The following is a 5,602-nucleotide window of genomic DNA, read 5'->3' on the forward strand; positions in this document are numbered from 1 at the left end:
CGGCGAGAGTGTCGGGGTGGTCCGGGCCCAGCACGTGCGCCTCGTGTTCGAACAGCTCCGCGGCCGCGGTAGCGGTAGCTGCGGTAGCCGTGCTGGCTGCGCTCGGCGGCCGGCAGGATCCCGGCCTCCTCGTAGTTCCGGACCGCCTGCGTGGACAGCCCGTGCCCGCGCGCCAGGTCGACCGGCCGGAGCCGCTCACCGCTTTGAAGGTTTCGTGCCATGACCCTGGTGGTGTCGGGGAAAAGTTTCAACCGAAGCTTCAACGATACCGTTGAACGCATGGCGACTGACATCAAGGAATCCGTCCGCCCGGTCGACGCTGCCGCGCTGCTGGCGCTGCTGCCGTCCCGGCCGCGGATGCTCGCCCTGGGCGAGCCGACGCACGGCGAGGACGACCTGCTCGACCTGCGCAACCTGCTCTTCCGGCAGCTCGTGGAACAGGAGGGCTATCGGACGATCGCGATCGAGAGCGACTGCCTCGCCGGCCTGCGCGTCGACGCGTACGTCACCACCGGCGCCGGCACCCTCGACGAGGCCGTGGCGCACGGCTTCAGCCACGGGTTCGGGGCCTCGGCGGCCAACCGCGAGCTCGTCCGCTGGATGCGCGCCCACAACGAGGGCCGGCCCGCCGCCGAGCAGGTGCGCTTCGCCGGATTCGACGGCCCGCTGGAGATCACCGGGGCCGAGAGCCCCCGCACGGCCCTCACCGCGCTCCACCGCCACCTCGCGGAACACGCGGACCCGGACCTGCTCCCGTGCACCGCGGCGACGCTCGACCGGCTGCTCGGCGCCGACGACCGGTGGACGGAGCCCGCCGCGATGATGGACCCGACCCGCTCGGCGGGTCAGTCCGCCGAGGCGGCGCAGCTGAGGCTGATCGCCGACGACCTGGTGGCGCTGCTCGACACCCTCACCCCGCAGCTGGCCACAGCGCCCCCGAGCGAGGAGCGGGACCCGAGCGAGGAGTGGGACCGCGCCCGCCTGTACGCGCGCACCGCCGTCGGCCTGCTGCGCTACCACCACTGGACGGCCGACACCTCGCCCGGCCGGATGGCCCGCCTGATCGGCCTGCGCGGCGCGATGATGGCCGACAACCTGCTCGCCCTCGCCGAACGCGGCCCGGTGCTGGTCTTCGCCCACAACAGCCATCTGCAGCGGGAGAGGAGCAGCATGCGGATGGGCGGCGTACGGCTGGAGTGGTGGAGCGCCGGAGCGCTGGTCGCCGCCCGCCCCGGCGCCGACTACGCCTTCGTCCACACCGCCCTCGGCACGATCCGGCACCGCGGCGTGGACACCCCGCCGCCGGACACCGTCGAAGGACTCCTGCACGCACTCCCGGACGACCACGTCCTCGTCGATGCCCGCGGGCTGGCCGCCGCCCTCACCGGGACGCCGCCCGCACCCCGGGAATCCCCCTGGTTCGGCTACGCCCCGCTCGACCCGGCCCACCTGGCCGCCGTGGACGGGCTGCTGTACGTCAGGGACGTGGGCCCGCAGGGCTGAGGCCGCCGGAGCGGACGGCGGCGGGCCGCACGGTGGCGGGCCGGACGTCGGCTGACCGGGCCCGTGGCGGACCGGACGGTGCAGCGGCGGGCCCGGTGCCAGACTGGGGAGGCGGGGGGCCGCCCGAGACGGGAGTGGCCATGGACACGGTGACCGGCACAGGCACGACCGACCGCGCGGCGCCGCCGCCCGACCCGGAGACCGACGGCCTCGCCGCCGCCCTCCGCGGCGACCTGGTGACGCAGGCGGATCCCGGCTACGACCTGGCCCGGCAGATCTGGAACGGCTCCGTCGACCGCAGACCCGCGGCGATCGCCTACTGCGCCGGGGTCGCCGACGTCGTCGCCGCCGTCCGCCACGCCGCCGCCACCGGGGTGCCGTTCGCCGTCCGCAGCGGCGGCCACAGCTTCCCCGGCCAGTCGCTCTGCGACGGCGGACTGGTCGCCGACCTGTCCCGGCTCAAGGGCATCCGGATCGACCCGGAGGCCCGCACCGCCCGCGTCCAGGCAGGCGTGCTGCTCGGCGAACTCGACCACGAGACCCAGCAGTTCGGTCAGGCCGTGCCCGCCGGGATCGTCACCCACACCGGGCTCGCCGGCCTCACCCTCGGCGGCGGCATCGGCTGGCTGATGCGCCGCCACGGCCTGACGATCGACCAACTGCTCTCGGTCGACCTGGTCACCGCCGAAGGCGGCTACGTCCGGGCGAGCGAGAACGAGAACCCCGACCTGTTCTGGGGCGTCCGCGGCGGCGGCGGGAACTTCGGCATCGTCACCGAGTTCGAGTTCCGCCTCAACCCGGTCGGCCCGGCCGTCCTCGCCGGCCCGATCATCTGGGACGCCGCGGACTCCGCCCGGCTGCTGCGCTTCTACCGCGAGTGGATCGCCGACGTGCCCGACGGGCTCACCACCGCGGTCGTGCACCGCAAGGCCCTGCCGCTGCCCGAGATCCCCTCCGAGTGGCACGGCCGGCCGATCGCCGTCGTCATCTGCTGCTGGACGGGCGACCTCGACGAGGGCGAGCGGGTGCTGCGCCCGCTGCGCCGCTTCGGCCCGCCGGTCGCCGACCTGTGCCGGGCGAAGCCCTTCACCGAGCACCAGGCGATGCTCGACCCGTCCTATCCGCGACGCCGCTGGTACTACTTCAAGTCCTTCGACACCGCCGAACTCACCGACGAGATCATCGAGATCACCGCCGACCGGGTCCGCGGGATCCGCTCGCCGCTGACCAGCTTCCCGATCTTCCACCTCGGCGGTGCGATCTCCCGCACCGGCGAGGACGACACCGCCTTCAGCGGCCGTTCGGCCGGGCACACCTTCAACATCAACGGCAGCTGCGCCGGCCCCGAGGGCTTCGAGGAGGAACAGGAGTGGGTCCGCGACTTCTGGTCGGCGCTGACCCGGCACCACACCGGTGTGTACGTCAACTTCCTGATGGACGAAGGCGATTCGCGGATCGAGCAGGCGTACGGCGCCGCCAAGTACCGACGGTTGCGCGCACTGAAGCGGCGATGGGACCCGGGCAACCTGTTCCGTCTCAACCAGAACATCCCGCCCGCGGAGGACTGAGGCCCGTACGCGGGCGAGCGGCCCGCCGTGCCGCGGCCGTGGAAGGCGGCGGCACGGCGGGCGGCGGGCTCAGTGCAGCGCGGGTGCGTGCACCGGGTCGACCCCGAACTCGTTGTGCCGGCCCGCCCAGTCCTGCAGCGCCGTGCGGCAGGCGTGGTCGAGGTGGCGCAGCGCGCTCAGGTCGAGTTCGATCGCGCGGTCCCGGGGAAGCGCCTCCAGGGTGTCCAGGATGCGCGGCAGCCGCAGGAAGGTGGCGTTGCCGAGGATCGCGACCCGGATCGGGCCGTCGGCGGTGTCCGTGACCTCCAGGTGCACCGAGGAGGTCTCCCACGCCGTCTTCAGCACCGCGAGGACGAGGCCGAGCAGCACGCCCTCGAACATGTTGGTGGCGACGATCGCGACGGCCGTGGCCACCAGCACCACGGCCTCGCCGCGGTGCGAGCGCCACAGCGGCCGGATCGCGGAGACGGGCAGCAGCTTGCACCCCGCGTGCACCAGGACGCCGGCCAGTGCGGCGAGCGGGATCACCCCGAGTGCGGCGGGCAGCAGTGCGGCGAACAGCAGCAGCCAGACGCCGTGCATGACGCGGGAGGCCTTGGTCCGGGCGCCGGCCTGGACGTTGGCGGCGCTGCGGACGATGACGGCGGTCATCGGCAGGGCGCCGAGCAGACCGCACAGGGTGTTGCCGGCGCCCTGGGCGATCAGCTCCTTGTCGTAGTCGGTGCGCGGGCCGTCGTGCAGCCGGTCCACCGCGGCGGCGCTGAACAGGCTCTCCGCCGAGGCGATCAGCGTGAACGCCAGGACGGTGGCGATCGCCCCGGCGTCGGCGAGCACCGCGAGGCCGGAGGCGGACGGCGGCTCGATCACCCCGAGCAGGCCCTTCACCTCCACCTTGGCCACCGGCAGGCCGAGCACCGCGACGACCGCGGTGGCCAGGCCGACCGCGGCGAGCTGCGCCGGCAGCGCCCTGGCCTTGGCGGGCAGCTTCTTCCACAGCACCAGCACCGCCACGGTGCCGGCGCCGACGGCGAGCGAGGCGAGGCCGGTGGAGGAGCGGGCGGTGTCGGCGACCAGGCCGGGCAGTCCGGCGATGTTCGCCGGACCGCTGCCGCGGGCCTTGGCGCCGGCCAGCGCGTAGAGCTGTCCGGCGATCAGCACCAGGCCGATGCCGGCCAGCATGCCGTGCACCACGGACACCGAGATGGCGCGGAACAGGCGGCCCAGTCTCAGCACGCCCATCAGCAGCTGCAGCAGGCCGGCGGCGAGCACGATGACGCCGAGCGCGGCCACGCCGAACTCGGCGACCGCCTCGTACACGAGTACGGTCAGGCCGGCGGCCGGCCCGGACACCTGGAGGCTGCTGCCGGGCAGCAGGCCGGTCAGCAGGCCGCCGACGATGCCGGTGACCAGGCCGAGTTCGGCGGGCACGCCGGAGGCGACGGCGACGCCGACGCAGAGCGGCAGGGCCACCAGGAAGACGACGAGGGAGGCGGCGAAGTCCGCCCGGAGGGCGGGCGGGTCGAATGCGGTTGTACGCAACATGAGGTCCTCTGTGGGTCGGTCGTGGAACGGCCGGCTCAAGGGCCGCTCAGAGCGGGAGGAAGGCGTCGGCGTCCGGCCGGTGGGCCAGGACGAGGCCGGTGTGCACCTCGTAGAACCAGGCGTGCAGCCGCAGTTCACGGGCGGCCGTGCGCCGGGCGACGCCCGGGTAGGCGCGCAGCCGGTCGAGCTGCGCGAGGACGTGCCGCTGCACCGGCCCTGCCACCGTGGGGTCGAAGACCTCGGTGGGCCCGGCGAGGGCGGTGCGGTCGGTGGTCGCCAGCCAGCCGCGGACGGCCGGCACGGCACTGAGGTCCTCGCCGCGGACGACCGCGCCGACCGCGCCGCAGTGCGAGTGGCCGCAGACGACGATGTCGCGGACGGCGAGCACCTCCACGGCGTACTCGACGGTCGCGGCCTCCCCGGAGGGGCGGTCGGTGCGGTACGGCGGGACGATGTTGCCCGCGGTGCGCAGTTCGAACAGGTCGCCGGGGTCGGCGCCGGTGATCAGCGACGGGACGACCCGTGAGTCGGAGCAGGTGATGAAAAGGGCCTGCGGGGACTGCCCGGCCGCCAGGCCGAGGAACTGCCGGCCGTCCTGGGCGGCACGGTCGCGGAACGAACGGGCACGGTCGATCAAGGGGTCCATCGGGGCATACCTCCATGGCCCCGGCGCGCCTCGGCGCGGGGGCGTGGTGTCGACGAGGTCTTCACGCCGCAACGGCGACGGTCGCCGTGGGCGTGCGGCGGCGCGGCCGGGCGCGGATCGGAGAGGATCAGCGCGGTACGGCGGCGGGCCGGGCGGCGGGGCCCGAAGAACGGGCCGCGGGCCCGCTCAGCAGCGGAAGACCTGGTACACGGAGGCGGTGGACCCACCGGTGGGTCTGGACGGGTAGGGGAGGGGAGCCCCCGGCGCCCTCGGACGGGCGTCGTGGCCGGCTGTCCACGGGCCAGTGCCACAGACGCAACCCGGCCACATCCGCGAAGGCCGC

At 74.4% G+C, this 5,602-nt stretch carries 4 protein-coding genes and 1 pseudogene; 2 read left to right on the top strand and 3 right to left on the bottom strand.

The features are described 5' to 3' along the window. Positions 1-74: 74 nt before the first annotated feature. A pseudogene (locus tag ABZ641_RS24255) lies at positions 75-281 on the bottom strand (MerR family DNA-binding transcriptional regulator); the annotation flags it as partial. On the opposite strand from ABZ641_RS24255, the gene ABZ641_RS24260 reads away from it, so the two are divergent. Then, on the top strand, positions 280-1,503 hold the full coding sequence (locus ABZ641_RS24260; protein ID WP_359984842.1) for an erythromycin esterase family protein: 1,224 nt from the start codon (positions 280-282) through the stop codon (positions 1,501-1,503). The pseudogene ABZ641_RS24255 and the gene ABZ641_RS24260 overlap by 2 nt on opposite strands. Positions 1,504-1,643: 140 nt before the next feature. Then, positions 1,644-3,071, top strand: a complete 1,428-nt coding sequence (locus tag ABZ641_RS24265; RefSeq protein WP_359984845.1) for an FAD-binding oxidoreductase — start codon at positions 1,644-1,646, stop codon at positions 3,069-3,071. A 69-nt stretch (positions 3,072-3,140) separates the two neighbouring features. Here the strand turns inward: ABZ641_RS24265 and ABZ641_RS24270 are convergent, their stop codons facing one another. Beyond that, entirely contained in the window at positions 3,141-4,613 is a 1,473-nt protein-coding gene (locus tag ABZ641_RS24270) for a SulP family inorganic anion transporter (protein ID WP_359984848.1), read from the bottom strand. Positions 4,614-4,659: 46 nt separating this feature from the next. Continuing rightward, positions 4,660-5,259 carry a carbonic anhydrase gene (locus tag ABZ641_RS24275; protein WP_344622940.1) on the bottom strand — a complete coding sequence of 200 codons (600 nt, stop codon included), beginning with the start codon at positions 5,257-5,259 and terminating at the stop codon, positions 4,660-4,662. Between the last annotated feature and the right edge of the window lie 343 nt (positions 5,260-5,602).

The organism is Kitasatospora sp. NPDC007106, from assembly GCF_040634455.1.
Lineage (GTDB): Bacteria > Actinomycetota > Actinomycetes > Streptomycetales > Streptomycetaceae > Kitasatospora > Kitasatospora arboriphila.